This window comes from Polaromonas sp. (assembly GCF_049790275.1).
Taxonomy (GTDB): domain Bacteria; phylum Pseudomonadota; class Gammaproteobacteria; order Burkholderiales; family Burkholderiaceae_C; genus Polaromonas.
Map to the genome: position 1 here is coordinate 1 of NZ_JBAQYR010000028.1, position 20,728 is coordinate 20,728.

The window sequence follows — 20,728 nt, forward strand, 5'->3', positions numbered from 1 at the left end:
TGCCAGAAGGCAAGGAAATGGTCATGCCAGGCGACAACGTGTCGATCACCGTCAAGCTGATCAACCCGATCGCCATGGAAGAAGGCCTGCGTTTTGCCATCCGCGAGGGCGGCAAGACCGTCGGCGCCGGTGTCGTGGCCAAGATCATTGCGTAAAGCATTGACATTTTCGCGAGGGTTTGACGGAGGGGTATAGCTCAATTGGCAGAGCGTCGGTCTCCAAAACCGAAGGTTGTAGGTTCGATTCCTACTGCCCCTGCCACCCGGCCTTGACAGATGTTGATGCCGCAGGTGGTTAGAAAAGACAGTAAAGCGAAGCCCGCCGGGAGTCCAGGACCCCAGGTGGGCTTAAGCGTCTGAAAAGACGCATGAAGATTGAACAGGAATCAGGCACTCATGGCCACTTCTCAAGTCGAAACCGTCAGCACCACTGCAGACAAGGCCAAGCTGGCCCTTGCCGTGGTTTTGGTCGTGGCCTCACTGGCGGGTTTTTACCTGTTGGGCAAGCAGGGGCAGATCGCTCAATGGGGTGGTCTGATTGCGGGTCTGGTGGCGGCTGTGGTTGTGTTCATGACCTCCGAACCAGGCAAGCAGTTTGTCGCTTTTGGACGTGATTCCTGGCGCGAAGTCAAAAAAGTGGTGTGGCCGGCCCGCAAGGAAGCCATGCAGATGACGGCTTATGTTTTCGCCTTTGTGGTGATCATGGCCCTCTTTTTGTGGCTCACCGATAAAACACTCGAGTGGGTGTTTTATGACCTGATTTTGGGGTGGAAAAAATAATGAGCGATATGAACGGTGACGTGGTCAGCGAAGTGGCGGCTGGCGCATCCCTGCATCCGGCACCCGGCATGCAGTGGTATGTGGTGCATGCCTATTCGGGCATGGAAAAAGCCGTTGAACGCAATATTGTCGAGCGCATCAACCGTGCCGGCATGCAGGCCAAATTCGGCCGCTTCCTGGTTCCTACCGAAGAAGTGGTTGAGATCAAGAACGGCCAGAAGAAAACGACGGAGCGCCGTTTCTTCCCTGGTTATGTGCTGGTCGAAATGGTCATGGATGATGAAACCTGGCACCTGGTGAAGCACACCAACAAGGTCACCGGTTTTGTCGGCGGCGCAAAAAACCGTCCCGCACCGATTTCCGAGGAAGACGTGCAGAAAATTGTCGACCAGATGCAGGTCGGCACCGAGAAGCCGCGCCACAAGGTCGAGTTTGAAACCGGCGAATACGTCCGCGTGAAGGACGGTCCGTTCACCGACTTCAACGGCACGGTCGAAGAAGTCAACTACGACAAGAACAAGGTGCGCGTGTCGGTCACGATTTTCGGCCGTGCAACGCCCGTGGAGCTGGAATTCAGCCAGATCGAGAAGACATAAGGTTTTCGGTCGGCAGTTAAAAGTTTCGCGCCTTGCAACTCGGCGCGAAAGGTTCTTCGGAACCATGATTGAGTTGTGTAACCCCCGGGGAGCCCGGGCCTGCTTTTTGGCGGTGCCCAGGCGTTATGACCCGCAAGGAGAAAAGTATGGCGAAAAAAATCGTCGGCTTCATCAAGCTGCAAGTGCCAGCTGGTAAGGCTAACCCGTCCCCCCCGATTGGCCCGGCTCTGGGTCAGCGCGGCCTGAACATCATGGAGTTCTGCAAGGCATTCAATGCCCAGACCCAGGGTGTTGAGCCCGGCCTGCCGTTGCCTGTGGTGATTACTGCATTTGCAGACAAGAGCTTCACTTTCATCATCAAGACCGCTCCGGCTGTCACGCTGATCAAGAAGGCCATCAAGCTGGACAAGGGTTCTGCCACGCCGCATACCGTCAAGGTCGGCAAGATCACCCGCGCCCAGCTGGAAGAAATTGCCAAGACAAAAATGAAAGACATGACTGCCGCCGATCTGGATGCAGCCGTGCGTACTATTGCCGGTTCCGCCCGTTCCATGGGTGTGACGGTGGAGGGTGTTGTATGAGCAAGCTGACCAAACGTCAAAAAGCTGTTGGCGACAAGATCGACAGCAACAAGCTGTACCCGGTGGTTGATGCCCTGGGCTTGGTCAAGCAATTCGCTGTCGCCAAGTTCGATGAATCCATCGACGTGGCCGTGCAGCTCGGTGTGGACGCCAAGAAATCCGACCAGGTCGTTCGCGGCGCTGTCGTGTTGCCCAACGGCACCGGCAAGACCAAGCGGGTTGCCGTGTTTGCGCAGGGCGCCAAGGCTGAAGAAGCCAAGGCAGCCGGTGCTGACCTCGTCGGCATGGATGATCTGGCTGCTGACATCAAGGCCGGCAAGATGGACTTCGACGTGGTGATTGCATCGCCGGACGCCATGCGTGTCGTGGGCACCCTGGGCCAGATCCTCGGCCCACGTGGTTTGATGCCCAACCCGAAAGTCGGCACGGTAACGCCTGATGTGGCCACGGCGGTGAAAAACGCCAAGGCTGGCCAGGTCCAGTTCCGCGTCGACAAGGCCGGCATCGTGCACGGCACCATCGGCCGCCGTTCGTTTGACACCGACAAGCTGCAGGGCAACCTGGCGGCGCTGATCGATGCGCTGACCAAAGCCAAGCCTGCGTCGAGCAAAGGCGTGTATTTGAAGAAAGTCGCGGTTTCGTCGACGATGGGTGTGGGCGTTCGCGTCGACACGCAAACCATCGCAGCGTAATCGCAAAAATTTGAACGGCCCGCAAGGGCAGTTCAAAGTGGTGGGCTGCCGGGGTTTCGGCTCCGGCAGGCCATCCAGGACCGTTGGTGCGACAGGACGAAAGTCCATCGCTTAATCGTCGAAAGACAGCCAACGCAGATGGCGGTCCCGCTGCTTGAATGGTTTTGCAAAAAATCTGAAAACAGTTGGTCGCTGAATATAGGCGTGTTGATCGGGTGTTGCGAAAGCGGCATCCGAAAGACACAATATTAAGGAGTAGACCTTGAGTCTCAACCGCAGTGAGAAACAAGCCGTCATTGATGAAGTGACCGGCCTCGCCGCTAAAGCTCAAACGCTCGTGATGGCGGAATATCGTGGCATCACGGTCGCTGACATGACCAAGCTTCGCAGCCAAGCCCGCGACAAAGGCGTGAACCTGAGTGTGTTGAAAAACACCCTGGCTCGCCGCGCCGTGGCAGGCAGCGCGTTTGATGTCCTGTCCGACCAGATGACCGGTCCGCTGATCTATGGCTTTTCCACCGATGCTGTTGCCGCCGCCAAGGTGGTTGCCGACTTCGCAAAAACCAACGAAAAATTGGTGATTCGCGCAGGCGCAATGGCAGGAAAAGTCCTGGACGTGAACGGCGTGAAACAGCTCGCGAACATCCCTTCGAAAGAAGTGCTGCTTGCCCAGCTGTTGGGCCTGATGCAATCCCCCATTTCGCGTACGGCACGAGTGCTGGCCGCGCTGGCGGAACAAAAAGGCGGCGGCAACGATGGGGTCGTAGCCGCAGAGCCCGCAGCAGAAGCTGCAGCGGCATAACCTGTACCAACTTTTTAGGAAATCAAAATGGCATTCGATAAAGACGCATTTTTGACCGCGCTCGACAGCATGACGGTCCTCGAACTCAACGACCTGGTGAAAGCCATCGAAGAGAAATTTGGCGTGAGCGCTGCAGCCATGTCTGCTCCTGCTGCCGGTGGCGGTGCTGCTGCTGCAGTTGCAGAAGAGAAGACTGACTTCACGGTCATGCTGCTCGAAGCCGGCGCCAACAAGGTGTCCGTCATCAAGGCAGTTCGTGAAATCACCGGCCTGGGCCTGAAAGAAGCCAAGGACCTGGTCGATGGCGCACCGAAGGCTGTCAAGGAAGCCGCACCCAAGGCCGATGCAGAAGCTGCGAAGAAAAAGCTCGAAGACGCCGGCGCGAAAGTCGAACTCAAGTAATCCTTGTGTTTCGCGAAGGCTGGAAGACCGGGTTCGGCTTCCAGCCTTTCGTGCTTTCAAGGAGTGCCGTTCAAACGCCGCGCAAGCGCGTTTTCGGCCTCCCTGGAACCACCGGCAAGCAGATTTGATCGAATCTGCTTGCCAGTGTTTCCTGACCCCGACTGCAGGAAGCGCCTTGGTTCGGGCAACGTGCAATGCGTTGCCGTCCGCCATGGTTGGTAGTGGCCAACCACCAAGTCTGTTTGATTACGTGGTGTAGTCATTCAAGACAGTCGCCAGAGCTTAACAAACCAGTTGCTGTACTTGTTTGTGTCCCATCAAAGCGGAGAACTCATGGCCTATTCCTATACCGAACGCAAGCGAATTCGCAAAAGTTTCGGCAGCCGCGAAAGTGTGCTGAATGTTCCTTACCTGTTGCAAATGCAAAAGGACGCCTACACGGCGTTCCTGCAGGCCGACCGCGCACCGCAAAAGCGCGAAATCGAAGGCTTGCAAGCCGCGTTTGACAACGCTTTCCCCATCGTCTCGCACAACGGTTTTGTCGAGATGAAGTTCCTCGAGTACAACCTGGCCAAGCCCGCATTCGACGTGCGCGAGTGCCAGACCCGCGGCCTGACTTTTGCGTCGGCCGTGCGCGCCAAAGTCCAGCTGATCATCTATGACCGCGAGTCCTCGACTTCGCAGTCCAAGGTCGTCAAGGAAGTGAAAGAGCAGGAAGTCTACATGGGCGAAGTGCCGCTCATGACCGACAAAGGCTCGTTCGTCATCAACGGGACCGAACGCGTGATCGTGTCCCAGCTGCACCGCTCGCCCGGCGTGTTTTTCGAGCACGACAAGGGCAAGACCCACAGCTCGGGCAAGCTGCTGTTCTCGGCAAGGATCATTCCCTATCGTGGTTCCTGGCTGGACTTCGAGTTCGACCCCAAGGACATCCTGTACTTCCGCGTGGACCGTCGCCGCAAGATGCCGGTCACCATCCTGCTCAAGGCCATCGGCCTGAACCCTGAGTCCATCCTCGCGAACTTCTTTGTGTTCGACAACTTCCGCCTGATGGACAGCGGTGCGCAAATGGAGTTTGTCGCCGAGCGCATGCGCGGCGAAGTGGCCCGTTTCGACATCACCGACAAGAGCGGCAAGGTTGTTGTAGCCAAGGACAAGCGCATCACCGTGCGCCACACGCGCGAGCTGGAGCAAAGCGGTACGTCCACCATCAGCGTCCCGGAAGACTTCCTGATCGGCCGCGTGGTCGCCAAGAACATCGTGGATGCAGAGACCGGTGAAATCATTGCCAAGGCCAATGACGAACTGACCGAAGTGTTGCTGAAAAAGCTGCGCGTAGCCGGCGTGCAGGACCTGCAGGTGCTGTACACCAACGAACTGGACCAGGGCGCGTACATTTCGCAAACCCTGCGCTCTGACGAAACCGCGGACGAGTTTGCTGCGCGTGTGGCGATCTACCGCATGATGCGTCCCGGCGAGCCCCCGACGGAAGACGCCGTTCAGGCCCTGTTCCAGCGCCTGTTCTACAACCCGGACACTTACGATCTGTCCAAGGTTGGCCGCATGAAGTTCAACGCCCGTGTGGGCCGCGACACTTCCACCGGTCCCATGGTCATGACCAACGAGGACATCCTCGCTGTCGTCAAGATCCTGGTGGACCTGCGTAACGGCAATGGCCAGGTCGACGATATCGACCACTTGGGCAATCGCCGCGTGCGTTGTGTCGGTGAACTGGCCGAAAACCAGTACCGCACGGGTCTGGCGCGTATTGAAAAAGCCGTCAAGGAACGTCTGGGTCAGGCCGAGCAAGAGCCGCTGATGCCGCACGACCTGATCAACAGCAAGCCGATTTCTGCCGCACTGAAGGAATTCTTCGGCGCCTCGCAGCTGTCCCAGTTCATGGACCAGACCAATCCGCTGGCCGAGATCACCCACAAGCGCCGTGTATCGGCCCTTGGCCCCGGTGGCTTGACCCGCGAACGTGCCGGTTTTGAAGTGCGTGACGTGCACGTGACCCATTACGGCCGCGTCTGCCCGATTGAAACGCCTGAAGGCCCGAACATCGGCCTGATCAATTCGCTGGCCCTGTATGCCCGCCTGAACGAGTACGGTTTCATCGAGACGCCGTATCGCCGCGTGGTGGACGGCAAGCTCACTGACCAGATCGACTACCTGTCTGCCATCGAAGAAGGCAAGTACGTGATCGCCCAGGCCAACGCGCTGCTTGACGACGCAGGCAAACTGACCGGTGACCTCGTATCGGCCCGTGAAAACGGTGAGTCGGTGCTGGTCGGCGCGGAGCGTATTCAGTACATGGACGTGTCTCCTGCACAGATCGTGTCGGTTGCGGCTTCGCTGGTTCCTTTCCTGGAGCACGACGATGCCAACCGCGCTTTGATGGGCGCCAACATGTCGCGCCAGGCCGTTCCGGTTCTGCGGCCCGAAAAGCCGTTGGTCGGCACGGGCATCGAGCGCGTGGCTGCCATCGACTCCGGTACGGTCGTGACCGCGAACCGCGGCGGCGTGGTGGATTATGTGGACGCCACCCGCATCGTGGTGCGTGTGAATGACGCGGAAGCGTTGGCTGGTGAAGTGGGCGTGGACATCTACAACCTGATCAAGTATCAACGTTCCAACCAGAACACCAACATCCACCAGCGTCCCATCGTCAAGATCGGCGACAAGCTGGCCAAGGGCGACGTGATTGCCGACGGTGCATCGACCGACCTCGGCGAGATCGCCATCGGCCAGAACATGCTGATTGCCTTCATGCCCTGGAACGGCTACAACTTCGAGGATTCGATCCTGATTTCCGAGCGCATCGTCGCCGAAGACCGCTACACCTCGATTCACATCGAGGAACTTGTGGTCATGGCGCGCGACACCAAGCTCGGCGCGGAAGAAATCACACGCGATATCCCCAACCTGTCCGAGCAGCAACTCAACCGCCTTGACGAATCCGGCATCATTTATGTCGGCGCGGAAGTCCAGCCGGGCGACACGCTGGTCGGCAAAGTCACGCCCAAAGGCGAGACCACGCTGACACCGGAAGAAAAGCTGCTCCGCGCCATCTTCGGCGAAAAAGCCAGTGATGTGAAAGACACCTCGTTGCGCGTGAGCCAGGGCTCGCAGGGCACGGTCATCGACGTGCAGGTCTTCACGCGTGAAGGCATCGTGCGCGACAAACGTGCGCAGCAGATCATCGACGACGAACTCAAGCGTTTCCGTCTGGACCTCAACGACCAGTTGCGTATTGTGGAAGCCGATGCGTTCGACCGTATCGAAAAACTGCTCAACGGCAAGGTTGCCAATGGCGGCCCCAAGAAGCTTGCCAAAGGCACCAAGATCGACAAGGCCTACCTGGCCGATGTCGAGAAATACCACTGGTTCGATATCCGTCCGGCGGACGACGAAGTGGCTGCGCAGCTCGAAAGCATCAAAAACTCGATGGAGCAGACGCGCCACAGCTTTGACCTGGCCTTTGAAGAAAAGCGCAAGAAGCTCACGCAGGGCGATGAACTGCCAGCAGGCGTGCTGAAAATGGTCAAGGTGTACCTGGCCGTCAAGCGTCGCCTCCAGCCTGGCGACAAGATGGCCGGCCGTCACGGCAACAAGGGTGTGGTGTCCAAGATCGTTCCGGTCGAAGACATGCCCTACATGGCCGACGGTACGCCTTGCGACATCGTGCTCAATCCGCTGGGCGTGCCTTCGCGGATGAACGTGGGCCAGGTGCTTGAGGTTCACCTCGGCTGGGCCGCCAAGGGCCTGGGCCAGCGCATTGGTGACATGCTGCAGGCCGAAGCCAAGGTGGCTGACCTGCGCAAGTTCATGGATACGCTGTACAACAAGTCCGGCCGCGCGGAGGATCTCTCCAAGCTGTCGGATGGCGACATCCTGCAGATGGCCGGCAACCTGACAGGCGGCGTGCCGTTTGCCACGCCGGTGTTTGACGGTGCGTCGGAAGCGGAGATCATGGGCATGCTGCAACTGGCCTACCCCGACGACATCGCCAAGACGAAGGGCCTGACGGCCACGCGTACCCAGGCGCAGCTGTACGACGGCCGCAATGGCGATCCGTTCGAGCGCACGACCACCGTGGGCTATATGCACTTCCTGAAGCTTCACCACCTGGTGGACGACAAGATGCACGCACGTTCGACCGGCCCTTATTCGCTGGTCACGCAGCAGCCGCTGGGCGGCAAGGCGCAGTTCGGCGGGCAGCGTTTCGGCGAGATGGAGGTCTGGGCGCTGGAAGCGTACGGCGCCGCCTACACGCTGCAGGAAATGCTCACCGTCAAGTCCGACGACGTGCAGGGCCGTACCAAGGTGTACGAAAGCATTGTCAAGGGCGAGCACGCGATCACCGCCGGCATGCCGGAGTCGTTCAATGTGCTGGTGAAAGAGATTCGTTCGCTCGGTATCGATATCGAGCTGGAACGCAGCTAATCAACAGGAAAGAAAAGGATTTAACTCATGAAATCATTACTCGACCTGTTCAAGCAATTCACGCCGGATGAGCATTTCGATGCCATCAAGATCGGCATGGCTTCGCCCGAGAAGATCCGTTCGTGGTCGTTCGGTGAAGTGAAAAAGCCTGAAACCATCAACTACCGTACCTTCAAGCCAGAGCGCGATGGTCTTTTTTGCGCCAAGATCTTTGGCCCCATCAAGGACTACGAATGCCTGTGCGGCAAGTACAAGCGCCTCAAGCACCGCGGTGTGATCTGCGAGAAGTGCGGCGTTGAAGTCACGCAGACCAAGGTTCGTCGCGAGCGCATGGGTCACATCGACCTGGCCGCACCGTGCGCGCACATCTGGTTCCTGAAGTCGCTGCCGTCACGTCTGGGCCTGGTGCTGGACATGACGCTGCGCGACATCGAACGCGTGCTCTACTTCGAAGCTTATGTGGTGACCGATCCCGGCATGACCCCGCTGAAGAAGTTCAGCATCATGTCGGAAGACGACTATGACGCCAAGCGCAAGGAATACGGTGACGAGTACACCGCCAAGATGGGCGCCGAAGGCATCAAGGACCTGCTCGAAGGGCTGGACCTCGACGTCGAGATCGACAAGCTGCGCAACGACCTGACCGGCTCCGAAATCAAGATCAAGAAAAACGCCAAGCGTTTGAAATTGATGGAAGCGTTCAAGAAGTCCGGCATCAAGCCGGGCTGGATGGTGCTCGACGTTCTGCCCGTGCTGCCGCCGGACCTGCGTCCGCTGGTGCCGCTGGATGGTGGCCGCTTCGCGACCTCCGATCTGAACGACCTGTACCGCCGCGTGATCAACCGCAACAGCCGTCTGCGCCGCTTGCTGGAGCTGAAGGCTCCCGAGATCATTGCCCGCAATGAGAAGCGCATGCTGCAGGAAGCTGTGGACTCGCTACTCGACAACGGCCGCCGTGGCAAGGCCATGACGGGTGCCAACAAGCGCGCACTGAAGTCGCTGGCCGACATGATCAAGGGCAAGTCAGGCCGTTTCCGCCAGAACTTGCTGGGCAAACGCGTCGATTATTCCGGCCGTTCAGTCATTACCGTGGGCCCGACGCTCAAGCTGCACCAATGCGGCCTGCCCAAGCTGATGGCGCTCGAGCTGTTCAAGCCTTTCATCTTTGCGCAACTCGAGTCGCGCGGCATTGCCACGACCATCAAGGCGGCCAAGAAGGAAGTTGAATCCGGCACGCCAGTGGTGTGGGACATCCTGGAAGAGGTGATCAAAGAGCACCCGGTCATGCTGAACCGTGCACCCACGCTGCACCGCCTCGGTATCCAGGCCTTTGAGCCCATCCTGATCGAAGGCAAGGCCATCCAGCTGCACCCGCTCGTCTGCTCGGCTTTCAACGCCGACTTCGACGGTGACCAGATGGCTGTTCACGTGCCGCTGTCGGTGGAAGCGCAGATGGAAGCCCGCACCCTGATGCTGGCTTCGAACAACATCCTGTTCCCTGCCAACGGCGAGCCGTCCATTGTTCCGTCGCAAGACGTGGTGCTGGGTTTGTACTACACGACGCGCGAACGTACCAACGGCAAGGGCGAAGGCCTGGTGTTTTCCGACACCGGTGAAGTGCGCCGCGCCTTTGATGCGGGTGAACTCGACCTGAACGCACGCATCAGCGTGCGCCTGACCGAGTACACCAAGAACAAGGAAACCGGCGAATTCGTGCCATCGACCAAGCTGTGGGAAACCACCGGTGGCCGTGCCCTGCTCTCGGAAATCCTGCCCAAGGGCCTGCCATTCTCGAACCTGAACAAGGCGCTGAAGAAGAAGGAAATCTCCAAACTGATCAACGTGTCTTTCCGCAAGTGCGGATTGAAAGAGACCGTGGTGTTTGCCGACAAGCTGCTGCAGTCGGGCTTCCGCCTGGCGACCAAGGCCGGCATTTCGATCTGCATCGACGACATGCTGATCCCCAAGGAAAAGCCGAGCATCATTGCGCGCGCCCAGAAGGAAGTCAAAGAGATCGAGCAGCAGTATGTCTCGGGCCTCGTGACCTCCGGTGAGCGTTACAACAAGGTGGTGGATATCTGGGGCAAGTCCGGCGACGAAGTGTCCAAAGTGATGATGGCCCAGCTCTCGAAAGAGAAAGTCATCGACCGCCACGGTAAGGAAGTCGAGCAGGAGTCCTTCAACTCCATCTACATGATGGCCGACTCCGGCGCCCGCGGTTCCGCGGCTCAGATTCGCCAGGTCGCCGGCATGCGTGGTTTGATGGCCAAGCCGGACGGCTCGATCATCGAGACGCCGATCACAGCCAACTTCCGTGAAGGCCTGAATGTGCTGGAGTACTTCATCTCCACCCACGGTGCCCGAAAAGGCCTGGCCGACACGGCGCTGAAAACCGCCAACTCCGGTTACCTGACACGCCGCCTGTGCGACGTGGTCCAGGATCTGGTGGTGACGCAGGACGACTGCGGCACACAGGACGGCTCGCTGATGCGCGCCATTGTTGAAGGCGGTGAAGTCATCGAATCCCTGCGCGACCGTATCCTCGGTCGCACCACGGTGGAAGATGTGCTGCATCCCGAAAACCGCGCGGTGCTGGCGAAGGCCGGTGTCATGCTGGACGAAGACCTGATAGAGGAACTCGAAGCGGCTGGTGTGGACGAGGTCAAGGTGCGCACGGCGTTGACCTGCGAAACCCGCTTCGGCCTTTGCGCCAAGTGTTATGGCCGTGACCTGGGTCGCGGCGGCCTGATCAACATCGGTGAAGCGGTCGGTATCATCGCCGCCCAGTCGATCGGTGAGCCCGGTACGCAGCTGACCATGCGTACCTTCCACATCGGTGGCGCGGCATCGCGTGCGGCGATTGCCTCCAGCGTGGAAGCCAAGTCCAATGGTGTGATCGGCTTCAATGCGCCGATGCGGTATGTGACCAACACCAAGGGTGAGCTGGTGGTGATTGCCCGTTCCGGTGAAATCGTCATCCATGACGAGCATGGCCGCGAGCGCGAGCGTCACAAGGTGCCTTACGGTGCCATCCTGTCGGTGAAGGCCGACCAGATGATCAAGGCTGGTGCCATTCTGGCCAACTGGGATCCGCTGACACGTCCCATCATCACGGAGTTCGCCGGCAAGGTGGCCTTCGAGAATGTGGAAGAAGGCGTGACGGTGGCCAAGCAGCTCGACGAGGTGACCGGTCTGTCCACCCTGGTGGTGATCGATCCGAAACGCCGCGGTGCGACCAAGGTGATCCGTCCCCAGGTCAAGCTGATCGATGCGTCTGGCAACGAAGTCAAGATCCCCGGCACCGATCACTCGGTGACGATTGGCTTCCAGGTGGGGGCGCTGGTTCAGGTGCGTGACGGCCAGGACGTGGGTCCCGGCGAAGTGTTGGCGCGTATTCCGGTTGAAGGCCAGAAAACGCGGGACATCACCGGCGGCTTGCCGCGTGTGGCCGAACTCTTCGAAGCCCGTACGCCGAAAGACAAGGGCACGCTGGCAGAGATGACCGGTACCGTGTCGTTCGGCAAGGAGACCAAAGGCAAGGTTCGCCTGCAGATCACCGACCCCGAAGGCAAGGTCTGGGAAGACCTCGTGCCCAAAGAGAAGAACATTCTGGTGCACGAAGGCCAGGTCGTGAACAAGGGCGAGTCGATCGTGGACGGCCCGGCCGATCCACAGGACATCCTGCGTTTGCTGGGCATGGAAGAACTGGCCCGCTACATCGTCGACGAAGTGCAGGACGTCTATCGCCTGCAGGGCGTGAAGATCAACGACAAGCACATTGAAGTGATTGTTCGTCAGATGCTGCGCCGTGTGGTCGTCGAAAGCGTGGGTGATTCCAGCTACATCGCCGGCGAGCAGGTCGAGCGTTCTGCCATGCTGGATGCCAACGATGCCCTGCGCGCCGAAGGCAAGATCCCGGCGACCTTCAGCAACCTGCTGCTGGGTATCACCAAGGCGTCGTTGTCGACCGATTCGTTCATTTCCGCGGCTTCCTTCCAGGAAACCACCCGCGTGCTCACCGAGGCTGCCATCATGGGCAAGCGCGACGAGCTGCGCGGCTTGAAAGAGAACGTGATCGTCGGCCGCCTGATTCCTGCCGGCACCGGCATGGCCTACCACGAGGCACGCAAAGCCAAGGACCAGATGGACGACGCCGAGCGCCGTGCCATCGCCGAAGCCGAAGCGGCCGAGCTGGAAGCCATGCCCGAGCAGAGCAGTGAAGGTGCTGCCAGCGAGTAATTGCTGCTTTTTGACGCTATAAAAAGCGAAGCGCCTCGCGCCCTGCAGACAAGGGCCCGAGGCGCTTTTTATTGTGCATTCAGGACTGCGCGAGCCGTCCGGCGCGCCAGGCTACTGAAAAGCTGTACGGGCTCCGGCTTGTCGGCTAAAGTCGCGGTGCCAGTCTGTCACCCGTCGCGAAAGGAAACCCGCCTCATGTCCACCCAGTCCCTGGTTCTCATCGCCGTGTTTGCCTTGCTGGTGTTCTGGGCCGTCGGCGCCTATAACCGGCTGGTGCGGCTGAAAAACATCATTGCCAATGCCTTTGGCCAGATCGACGTGCAACTCAAGCGCCGTTACGACCTGATTCCCAACCTGGTCGAGGCCGCCAAAAAATACCTTCTGCATGAACGCGAAACGCTGGAGGCGGTGATTGCCGCCCGCAACCAGGCGCGCTCGGCCAGCGACGCGGCACGCAGCCGCCCGACCCATGCGCCGGAAGTTCTCGCGCTGGGTGCGGCTGAGCAGGCGCTGAGCGGCAGCCTTGGCAGGCTGTTTGCGGTCGCCGAGGCCTACCCCGAGCTCAAGGCGGACAACACCATCCGTGAACTCAGCGAGGAGCTGACCAGCACCGAGAACAAGGTGGCTTTTGCGCGCCAGGCCTACAACGATGCGGTGCTCGACTACAACAACGCCCAGGCCCAGTTCCCCGCGCTGCTGATTGCCCGCCTGTTTGGTTTTGCCGCGTCGGCGATGTTGCGGGCCACTGAAACAGCTGCTGAACGCGAGGCGGTGCGCATCCAGATGTGAAAGTGGCTCCATGCCTGTCGCTTCGCTTGCTGCGCTGCCTCTCCCATGGGGAAGAGGGGCTCATTCTTCCGGGGGCGGCGCGTCGAAAAATTGCTTGTCAGCTTTGTTGGGTGCCGGCCGGCAAATCTAATTCATCCTCTCATGCGTTTTTTTGAGCACCAAGAACAGGCCCGCGCCGAAACCCGGCAGTTGCTGCTCCTGTTTGGCCTGACAGTTGCGGCGCTGGTGTTGGCCGTCAATGCCGCGCTGGCACTGACCTGGTACCTGCTCACGCCGGGGTTCAGCGGCTATCCGGCGTATTTTTTCAGCGTCAACACAGCTGTAGCCCTGCTTTTTATCCTGGGCGGCTGGTGGCTGGAGACCTCCAGCCTGCACGGCGGCGGGGAAAAGCTGGCGCGCCGGGTGGGCGCGCGGGAAGCCTGGCCGGCCAGCCGCCTCGATGAGCAAAAACTTTGCAACATCGCCAGCGAGCTGGCCATTGCCGCCAGCATGCCCGTGCCGCAGGTCATGGTGCTGGACCGTGTGGGCAGCATCAATGCCTTTGCCGCCGGCTGGGACGAAGAAGATGCGGTGATCGCCGTGACGCGCGGCGCGCTTGATGGCCTGAACCGTGACGAGCTGCAAGGCCTGGTAGCCCATGAACTGAGCCACATCCGAGAAGGGGACACCCGGCTCAACATGCGCCTGGCCGGTATGGTGTTTGGATTGGAGCTGATCTTCAACCTGGGCGTGGGCATGTGCGAGCGCGACGAGAACGACCGCCGTTCGGTGCTGGCACTGCCGGGGCTGGCCATCATGGCAACCGGCTTCCTCGGCTGGCTGGCGGGGCGCGCGCTCAAGGCCGCGGTGTCGCGCCAGCGCGAGTTCCTGGCCGATGCGCGTGCGGTGCAATTCACACGCAGCAAGGACGGCCTGGGCGGTGTGCTGCGCAAGGTGGCCCGGGAGCAGGGCGCAGGCGCCACCGCCAGCTTTCATCCGGCGGTGCAGCACATGCTGCTGGTCGGCCAGGCGAAAGCGCACTGGCTGGATTCCCATCCGCCGCTCGCCGAACGGATTCGCCGGATTTACGGCCGTTCCATGCCGGTGCTGGCCCAGGACGACATGGCACCGACCCGGCCTGATGCCCTGTTCTGAACCTTCAGCGCGAATAAGCACATCACAAAAGGTTCGAATGCTGGCTTGGTGCGGAGCTGTTATTTACTGGATACTCCCTATGGCCCGCCTGACCGGGCGCGTTAAATTGGCCTGCTGTAGCAACTGCGAGGAGAAGCTGTGAAGATTGCCTTACCCATTCTGGCACTGGCGTTCTGTACGCTGGCTGTGTCTTCCCCGAGCCATGCCCAAAATGCTCCCGCCCAGGCGCTGTACGCGCGCAGCCTCGCCGCCACCTGTGCCAACTGCCATGGCACCGATGGCAAGGTGGTGCCAGGCTCCTCCGTTCTGTCCATTGCTGGCATGGAGAAAAACTACATCGTGACCCAGCTCAAGGCCTTCAAGTCCGGTACGCGACCAGCCACTGTCATGCACCAGATCAGCAAGGGGTTCAGCGATGCCCAGATCGAGGTCCTTGCCAGCTACTTTGCTGCGCAGAAAAAATAAGGAGAACACTCATGCAAAGACGCTCCTTTCTCCAGTCCACCGCCGCATTGAGCCTGCTCGGCCTGAGCGCATGTGCCACCACTTCCGTTCCGGCCAAAGCCAAAGTTGTCGTAATTGGAGGTGGTTATGGCGGCGCGACTGCAGCGAAATATGTGCGCTTGCTGTCCGATCACAAAATTGATGTGGTGCTGATCGAGCCGCAAGCCGCGTTTGTTTCATGCCCCATTTCCAATCTGGTGCTGGGTGGCAGCAAGCAGCTCGCCGATATCACCACACCCTACACGGGTCTCACCAAAAATCACGGTATCACGGTTGTGCGGGACACGGCCACTACCATCGACACCGCAAAGAAAACCGTGACGCTGGAAGGCGGCGCCACGATTGCCTATGACAAGCTGGTGGTGTCTCCGGGCATCGAGCTGATGTTTGGCAGCATCGAGGGCCTGCAGCAGGCGCAGGCCGCCGGCCAGATCCTGCAGGCCTGGAAGGCCGGCCCCGAAACCGTGGCGCTACGCAAACAGCTCGAAGCCATGCCCGATGGCGGGGTGTACGCCATCACCATTCCCGAGGCGCCTTACCGCTGCCCGCCCGGACCCTACGAGCGGGCGTCCGTGATTGCCGGATATTTCAAGGCCACGAAGCCGCGCAGCAAGGTGCTGATCCTTGACGCCAACCCGGACGTGACGTCCAAAGGACCGTTGTTCAAGAAGGTGTGGGCCGAGCAGTACAAAGGCATCATCGAGTACCGTGGACAGCACAGGGCCACGGCGGTGGACGCGAAGGCCGGCGTCATCAAGTTCGACGTCCAGGAAGACGTGAAGGCCAACGTCATCAATGCCCTGCCGTCCATGCGTGCCGGCGCCATCGCGGTGCAGACCGGCCTGAACAACATGGCCAACAACCGCTGGTGCGGCGTCAACTACCAGACCTTCGAGTCCACAGCGGCGAAAGACGTGTTTGTGCTGGGCGACTCTATCCAGATCGCGCCCGGCATGCCAAAGAGCGGGCACATGGCCAACAACCACGGCAAGGTGGCGGCCGCGGCGATTGTTGCGCAGCTCTCGGGCTGGGACGTGAATCCGGCACCGATGCTGACCAACACCTGCTACAGCTTTGTCGATAGCAAAAATGTCATCCACGTGGCCAGCGTGCATGAGTACGTGGCTGCCGAGAAGACCTTCAAAACCGTGGCAGGTTCTGTCGGTGTAAGCCCCGGTCCCACCGAGCAGGAAGGCGCCTACGCCATGAGCTGGGCCAGCAACATTTGGGCCGACACTCTGGTCTGAAATTGGTCTCGGGGACGTTCCACCTGCGATCCCGAATTGCAAGCCGGGGCCGCGGGACCGGCTTTGCCGGACCGCAGGCGTAGTGGCCCCCTCGGGGGGCAGAGAGCTACACGCTGTGAGCGACCGTGGGGGCTAACATAAGCTCATGCAAGACAACCCCACCCAAGTCCCTCTGTGGCGCCAGCTTCAGGGAGCTGCTTTTTTACTGATGGCCGTTCGCGGTGGCCGTTCCATGACGGCCGCGCTGGAGGACGTGGACCCCATCCTCAGGCCCGGCGTGCAAGCCTTGGGTTTTCATGCCTTGCGCTGGCTGGGCCGGGCCGAGGCCCTGCGCCAGCAACTGGCCCAGCGGCCGCCGCCACCCGAGGCCGATGCCCTGTTGTGTGTTGCGCTTGCGCTGGCTTGCACGGAGGAGGGGGCTGCAAGCGTTGATCTCGGCCGGTTGCCGGACGATGACAGCCCCCGCTACACCGCCTATACGCTGGTGGACCAGGCGGTGGAAGCGGCCAAGCGCGACGAGGCCACGGTGCATCAGGCGAGCTTTATCAATGGCTGCCTGCGCCGCTTCCTGCGCGAGCGTGACGCGCTGATGGCGTCAACGGAAAAGCATCCGCAAGCCGTCTGGAACCACCCCCAGTGGTGGATAGACCGGGTGCGCAAGGACCACCCTGCGAACTGGCAGGCCATCCTGCAGGCGAACAACGCCAGAGCGCCGTTGATTCTCCGGATTAATGCAAGGAAAACGACTCCAGCCCAATATCTGCGGACGCTTGCAGCTATGAATATAGTAGCGAATCAAATTGGGCCGCACGGTGTGGTGCTGGCGGCACCCAGCCCGGTGACGGCACTGCCCGGTTACGCGGAAGGCCATTTTTCGGTGCAGGACGCCGCGGCGCAGATGGCGGCGCCACTGCTGCTCGAGGGCCTTGCTCCTCCTGAGGGAAGCCCGCGCCTGCGCATCCTCGATGCCTGTGCCGCCCCGGGCGGCAAAACAGCGCACCTGCTGGAGTTGACCAATTGCGAGCTTCTGGCGCTGGATATCGATGCGCAGCGTTGCGAACGTATCAGCCACAACCTGCAGCGCCTGGGGCTGGAGGCGGACATACGGGCAGGCGATGCTGCCCGCCCCGATGACTGGTGGGACGGGCGGCCTTATGACGCCATCCTGCTGGACGCGCCGTGCACGGCGTCGGGCATCGTGCGGCGCCATCCGGATGTGCGCTGGTTGCGCCGGCCGACCGACATCGCGCAACTGGCTGCGCTGCAGGCTCGCCTGCTTGAAACGCTTTGGCCGCTGCTCAAACCAGGAGGCCGCTTGCTCTACTGCACCTGCTCGGTTTTCAGGGCCGAAGGTGAGCAGCAGGTGCAAACGTTTGTTGTGCACCACAAAGACGCTCATTTCATGCCGTCGCCCGGTCATTTGCTACCCCAAAGTGGCGCCGGGGTGACCGTCTTCCCGGACAATTTGGAGGGTGAGCACGACGGTTTCTATTACGCGGTTTTTGAAAAACGCAATGCCTGACAGGGTGCTGCGGCGCCTGCTGGTGTTTGTTGTCTGCACCTGGATGGCGCTTGCAAACTTTGGGGCATTGGCGACCGAGGTGACGCAACTCCGGATGGAGCGCTCCGACGAAGGTGTGTATCTGTCTGCAACAGTCACATTTGACCTGTCGCCGGTCGTCGAAGACGCCTTGCTCAAGGGCATTCCCATGTTTTTTGTGGCTGAGGCCGACATTTACCGTGGCCGCTGGTATTGGTATGACAAGCGCATCACCACGGCGACCCGCACCATGCGCCTGGCCTTTCAGCCGCTGACGCGACGCTGGCGCCTGAATGTCCTTTCCGGCGCCATCAGCGTCAGCGGCCTGCGCGCCTCCTTCAGCCAGAACTACGACAACCTGGACGATGCCATTGCCTCTATCCAGCGCTTCTCGCGCTGGCGCATTGCCGACGCGGCAGAAGTGGAGCCCGATACCCGGCATAACGTGGATTTCCGCTTCCGGCTCGACCTGTCGCAATTGCCGCGTCCCTTCCAGATTGGCGTGGCGGGGCAGAAAGACTGGACCGTTTCTGTCGAAACCAACCGTGAGCTGCGGGCGGAACCGATCCGCGACATGCCTAAAGACCCGGTCAAGGATGTGCCGGCAGAAGCGCCCAAGGAAGCAGCCAAAGAGGCTGTGAAGTGAACCTCAAGGGCAATGCGTCCCCGCTGAAAAGCAGTCCGGCTTTTCGCTGGACTGTCGGTGTCGGTGTGGGTGCCATGGCGGCGCTGGGGCTGGTTCTGCTGTTCCTGCTGACCCAGGCCACCGGCAACCGGGAGCTCTACGAGCGCAACTATGTCCTGTTGCTGGGGCTGAATGTGGCGGTGGCTGTCCTGCTGCTGCTGGTCATCGGCTGGATTGTGGCGCGCCTCATCCTTCGCCTGCGCAAGGGCAAGTTCGGCAGCCGTCTGCTGGTCAAGCTGGCCGCCATTTTTGCGCTGGTAGGCTTGTTGCCGGGCCTGATGATTTACGTCGTGTCCTACCAGTTTGTTTCGCGCTCGATTGAGAGCTGGTTTGACGTGAAGGTCGAGGGCGCGCTGGACGCCGGCCTGAACCTGGGCCGCGTCACCCTCGACACGCTGGCCGCCGAACTGGGCAACAAGACCCGTGCTGCCGCGGGGCAGCTGACGCAGACGCCTGACGCCTCGGCCGGCCTGGCGCTGGAGCGCCTGCGCGAGCAACTGGCCGTCAGCGACGTGGTGTTGTGGACAGCCTCCGGGCAGCTGATTGCCAGCGCGGGAGATTCGCGATATTCACTCAAACCCGAGCGGCCTCCTGCGCAGCTGTTGCGCAGCGCCCGTACCCAGCGCGTGGCCACGCAGATCGAAGGGCTGGACGAGGTGGCGCTGTCCGGTGCCGAGCCGGGCAGTGCGGCAAGCCTGGCCGCAGGCGGCACGCCGCCGCGCATCAAGGCCCTGGCGCTGGTCAGCAGCCCGAATGTTGGCCTGCTCGGGGAAAGCCGCTTTTTGCAGGTGACGGAGATGCTTCCGGCCAGCTTGGTCGCCAACGCCTTTGCCGTGCAGGAGGCCAACCGCGAATACCAGCAACGCGCCCTGGCCCGGGGCGGCCTGCGCAAGATGTACATAGGCACACTCACGCTCAGTCTGTTCCTGGCGGTGTTTGGTGCAGTGCTGCTGGCGGTGGTGCTCGGCAACCAGCTGGCGCGGCCCCTGCTGCTGCTGGCGGAAGGGGTCAAGCAGGTGGCCCAAGGCGATCTCACGCCCAAGGCGGCCCTGCAGGGCAAGGACGAGTTGGGCGGCCTGACCCGGTCCTTCGCCGACATGACCCAGCAGCTGGCCGACGCGCGCGGGGCGGTGCAAAAAAGCATGGACCAGGTGGATGCGGCGCGCGCCAATCTGCAGACCATCCTGGACAACCTCACGGCCGGCGTCATGGTGCTGGATCTCAAGGGTCGCATCCAGACCAGCAACCCCGGAGCCACGCGCATCCTGCGCGTGCCGCTGGCGGCCTACCAAGGGCGCACGCTGGCCGACATTCCCGGCCTGGAGGTATTTGCGCAGGGGGTGCAGGCGCAGTTTGACACCTACTTCGGCGAAAACGTCCAGCATGACATCGAGCACTGGCAGCAGTCCTTCGAACTCAATGCAGCCCAGCCTGGCGCCCCCGACAATGCCATCACGCTGATCGCGCGCGGCGCCAAGATGCCGGGCAACGAATGCTTGCTGGTGTTTGACGACGTCTCCGAGATGGTGTCTGCGCAGCGCGCCCAGGCCTGGGGCGAAGTGGCGCGCCGGCTGGCCCACGAAATCAAGAACCCCCTGACGCCCATTCAGCTGTCGGCCGAGCGGCTCGAGATGAAGCTCACCGGCAAGGTCGCCGAACCCGAGCAGATCCTGCTGACCAAATCCGTCAAGACCATTGTTGACCAGGTCGATGCGATGAAACGTCTTGTCAACGAGTTTCGCGACTATGCACGCCTGCCGGCGGCCGAGCTCAAGCCACTGGACCTCAACACGCTGGTCGCGGATGTGATGCAGCTCTACGCCAGCGAGAACGCTGTGGTGCCCATCTATAGCGAGCTGGACCCGGCTGCCCCCGAAATCAAGGGCGATGCGCAACAGATTCGGCAGGTCATTCACAACTTGTTGCAAAACGCCCAGGATGCGCAGGAGGGCAAGACGGGTGCGCGGGTCCTCCTCAAAACCGAGTACTCCGAAACCTCGAAACGGGTGCGCCTGACTGTGCGCGACAACGGCACGGGCTTCCCGGAACACGTGCTGAAACGGGCGTTTGAGCCTTATGTCACGACCAAGGTCAAAGGCACTGGTTTGGGGCTTGCGGTGGTCAAAAAAATTGCCGATGAACACGGCGCGCGGGTCGATATTTCCAATCGCGTGATCGACGGCGTCGTGCAGGGGGCTCAAGTATCGTTATCATTCGCGGTTGTGACTTAACAACACTGCAGGCTCGGGCCAAGAGTCGCAGAACTGACAACTGCTGGCGGGGGTAGTGATT

Annotated in this window: 15 protein-coding genes, 1 tRNA gene and 1 pseudogene; all 17 read left to right on the forward strand. The window is 60.8% G+C overall.

All coding sequences use genetic code 11. The features are described from left to right. A pseudogene (gene tuf, locus WA904_RS03380) lies at nucleotides 1-155 on the forward strand (elongation factor Tu); the annotation flags it as partial. 30 nt (nucleotides 156-185) lie between these two features. Next, nucleotides 186-261: transfer RNA gene (locus tag WA904_RS03385), tRNA-Trp, on the forward strand. Between the two features lie 134 nt (nucleotides 262-395). Beyond that, the gene (secE, locus tag WA904_RS03390; protein WP_425195717.1) at nucleotides 396-779 is read left to right on the forward strand and encodes a preprotein translocase subunit SecE; all 384 of its coding nucleotides are present in this window, start codon (nucleotides 396-398) and stop codon (nucleotides 777-779) included. 8 nt (nucleotides 780-787) lie between these two features. Continuing rightward, nucleotides 788-1,375, forward strand: coding sequence for a transcription termination/antitermination protein NusG (gene nusG, locus WA904_RS03395; RefSeq protein WP_254425667.1), 588 nt, complete (start codon nucleotides 788-790; stop codon nucleotides 1,373-1,375). Nucleotides 1,376-1,521: 146 nt separating this feature from the next. Then, a complete protein-coding gene (rplK, locus tag WA904_RS03400) occupies nucleotides 1,522-1,956 on the forward strand; it encodes a 50S ribosomal protein L11 (protein WP_077593009.1) in 435 nt (144 codons plus the stop codon). Beyond that, on the forward strand, nucleotides 1,953-2,648 hold the full coding sequence (rplA, locus tag WA904_RS03405) for a 50S ribosomal protein L1 (protein ID WP_425195718.1): 696 nt from the start codon (nucleotides 1,953-1,955) through the stop codon (nucleotides 2,646-2,648). The genes rplK and rplA overlap by 4 nt, the downstream gene beginning before the upstream one ends. A 262-nt stretch (nucleotides 2,649-2,910) precedes the next feature. After that, nucleotides 2,911-3,450 carry a 50S ribosomal protein L10 gene (gene rplJ, locus WA904_RS03410; protein WP_425195719.1) on the forward strand — a complete coding sequence of 180 codons (540 nt, stop codon included), beginning with the start codon at nucleotides 2,911-2,913 and terminating at the stop codon, nucleotides 3,448-3,450. 27 nt (nucleotides 3,451-3,477) lie between these two features. After that, nucleotides 3,478-3,852, forward strand: coding sequence for a 50S ribosomal protein L7/L12 (gene rplL / locus WA904_RS03415; RefSeq protein WP_425195720.1), 375 nt, complete (start codon nucleotides 3,478-3,480; stop codon nucleotides 3,850-3,852). A gap of 333 nt (nucleotides 3,853-4,185) precedes the next feature. Beyond that, nucleotides 4,186-8,298 carry a DNA-directed RNA polymerase subunit beta gene (rpoB, locus tag WA904_RS03420; protein WP_425195721.1) on the forward strand — a complete coding sequence of 1,371 codons (4,113 nt, stop codon included), beginning with the start codon at nucleotides 4,186-4,188 and terminating at the stop codon, nucleotides 8,296-8,298. A 27-nt stretch (nucleotides 8,299-8,325) separates the two neighbouring features. Beyond that, on the forward strand, nucleotides 8,326-12,537 hold the full coding sequence (rpoC, locus tag WA904_RS03425) for a DNA-directed RNA polymerase subunit beta' (RefSeq protein ID WP_425195722.1): 4,212 nt from the start codon (nucleotides 8,326-8,328) through the stop codon (nucleotides 12,535-12,537). A 195-nt stretch (nucleotides 12,538-12,732) separates the two neighbouring features. Beyond that, nucleotides 12,733-13,326, forward strand: a complete 594-nt coding sequence (locus WA904_RS03430; protein WP_425195723.1) for a LemA family protein — start codon at nucleotides 12,733-12,735, stop codon at nucleotides 13,324-13,326. Between the two features lie 141 nt (nucleotides 13,327-13,467). After that, nucleotides 13,468-14,460: a M48 family metalloprotease gene (locus WA904_RS03435; protein ID WP_425195724.1), complete on the forward strand. Its 993-nt coding sequence runs from the start codon at nucleotides 13,468-13,470 to the stop codon at nucleotides 14,458-14,460. Between the two features lie 138 nt (nucleotides 14,461-14,598). After that, a complete protein-coding gene (locus WA904_RS03440) occupies nucleotides 14,599-14,925 on the forward strand; it encodes a c-type cytochrome (protein ID WP_425195725.1) in 327 nt (108 codons plus the stop codon). An 11-nt stretch (nucleotides 14,926-14,936) separates the two neighbouring features. Beyond that, nucleotides 14,937-16,211: an FCSD flavin-binding domain-containing protein gene (locus tag WA904_RS03445; RefSeq protein ID WP_425195726.1), complete on the forward strand. Its 1,275-nt coding sequence runs from the start codon at nucleotides 14,937-14,939 to the stop codon at nucleotides 16,209-16,211. Between the two features lie 145 nt (nucleotides 16,212-16,356). After that, complete coding sequence (gene rsmB, locus WA904_RS03450) at nucleotides 16,357-17,733, forward strand: 16S rRNA (cytosine(967)-C(5))-methyltransferase RsmB (protein ID WP_425195727.1); 1,377 nt, start codon at nucleotides 16,357-16,359, stop codon at nucleotides 17,731-17,733. Continuing rightward, nucleotides 17,726-18,397: a DUF4390 domain-containing protein gene (locus tag WA904_RS03455; protein WP_425195728.1), complete on the forward strand. Its 672-nt coding sequence runs from the start codon at nucleotides 17,726-17,728 to the stop codon at nucleotides 18,395-18,397. Before rsmB ends, WA904_RS03455 begins: the two co-directional genes overlap by 8 nt. Further along, the gene (locus WA904_RS03460) at nucleotides 18,394-20,667 is read left to right on the forward strand and encodes an ATP-binding protein (protein ID WP_425195729.1); all 2,274 of its coding nucleotides are present in this window, start codon (nucleotides 18,394-18,396) and stop codon (nucleotides 20,665-20,667) included. The genes WA904_RS03455 and WA904_RS03460 overlap by 4 nt, the downstream gene beginning before the upstream one ends. The last annotated feature ends 61 nt before the right edge of the window (nucleotides 20,668-20,728 follow it).

Excerpts from the sequence above, each read along its gene's own strand:
- WA904_RS03430 (WP_425195723.1), top strand. The coding sequence starts at position 12,733 with ATGTCCACCCAGTCCCTGGTTCTCATCGCCGTGTTTGCCTTGCTGGTG.
- rpoB (WP_425195721.1), top strand. The coding sequence starts at position 4,186 with ATGGCCTATTCCTATACCGAACGCAAGCGAATTCGCAAAAGTTTCGGC.
- WA904_RS03455 (WP_425195728.1), top strand. The coding sequence starts at position 17,726 with ATGCCTGACAGGGTGCTGCGGCGCCTGCTGGTGTTTGTTGTCTGCACC.
- WA904_RS03445 (WP_425195726.1), top strand. The coding sequence starts at position 14,937 with ATGCAAAGACGCTCCTTTCTCCAGTCCACCGCCGCATTGAGCCTGCTC.
- secE (WP_425195717.1), top strand. The coding sequence starts at position 396 with ATGGCCACTTCTCAAGTCGAAACCGTCAGCACCACTGCAGACAAGGCC.
- nusG (WP_254425667.1), top strand. The coding sequence starts at position 788 with ATGAACGGTGACGTGGTCAGCGAAGTGGCGGCTGGCGCATCCCTGCAT.
- rsmB (WP_425195727.1), top strand. The coding sequence starts at position 16,357 with ATGCAAGACAACCCCACCCAAGTCCCTCTGTGGCGCCAGCTTCAGGGA.
- rplL (WP_425195720.1), top strand. The coding sequence starts at position 3,478 with ATGGCATTCGATAAAGACGCATTTTTGACCGCGCTCGACAGCATGACG.
- WA904_RS03435 (WP_425195724.1), top strand. The coding sequence starts at position 13,468 with ATGCGTTTTTTTGAGCACCAAGAACAGGCCCGCGCCGAAACCCGGCAG.
- rplK (WP_077593009.1), top strand. The coding sequence starts at position 1,522 with ATGGCGAAAAAAATCGTCGGCTTCATCAAGCTGCAAGTGCCAGCTGGT.
- rpoC (WP_425195722.1), top strand. The coding sequence starts at position 8,326 with ATGAAATCATTACTCGACCTGTTCAAGCAATTCACGCCGGATGAGCAT.
- rplA (WP_425195718.1), top strand. The coding sequence starts at position 1,953 with ATGAGCAAGCTGACCAAACGTCAAAAAGCTGTTGGCGACAAGATCGAC.